At 58.1% G+C, this 520-nt stretch carries 1 protein-coding gene and 1 pseudogene; one reads left to right on the plus strand and one right to left on the minus strand.

Features of this window, described 5'->3' with window-relative positions:
- Positions 1-4 precede the first annotated feature (4 nt).
- The gene (locus tag ABD481_RS47160) at positions 5-280 is read left to right on the plus strand and encodes a carboxymuconolactone decarboxylase family protein (RefSeq protein ID WP_344672395.1); all 276 of its coding nucleotides are present in this window, start codon (positions 5-7) and stop codon (positions 278-280) included.
- 37 nt (positions 281-317) lie between these two features.
- On the opposite strand, the pseudogene ABD481_RS47165 reads toward ABD481_RS47160, so the two are convergent.
- Positions 318-520: pseudogene (locus tag ABD481_RS47165) on the minus strand (bifunctional metallophosphatase/5'-nucleotidase); the annotation flags it as partial.

Here is a 520-nt window from a genome sequence, read left to right on the forward strand (position 1 = left end):
CGCACTGATCGGAATTCGCCGCGCGAAGACCGAGGCAAAAGCCTCGCAGAAGACGGCCGTTTCGCGCGCCGTGATCGCCGCACCCGAGACGATTCTCCCCGCGCTCACGGCGTTGGGTAACGCCGAGCCACAGCTGAAAGTACACATTGCCGCGGGATTAAACGTCGGCCTGACGCAAGAGGAGATTACGGAAGCGATCATGCAGATGGCAGTCTATGCCGGATTCCCGGCGGCCCTCAACGGCCTGTTTGCCGCCAGGGCGGTATTTGCGGCCCACTGATCGCTTAAGGCCGGGCTGACTGCCCGGCCTTAAAAACTTATTTCTTCACATCGACAACGCGCTGCCCGTTAAGCTGCTCATCCGTTATCTTTTGCCCGGCTTTGAAATAGTCTACGACCGCATTTGAAACGTAATAGCCGCCGGAGGTATTACGCGCCTGCCCCTCGGTAAACGCGACAAAACCATCGCCGCCATCTGCAAGGAAGCTGTTGGTGGCAATATGGTAAACCGTCGTATCGT

This window comes from Catenulispora yoronensis, from assembly GCF_039531695.1.
In the GTDB taxonomy this organism is placed as follows: Bacteria; Actinomycetota; Actinomycetes; order Streptomycetales; family Catenulisporaceae; genus Catenulispora; species Catenulispora yoronensis.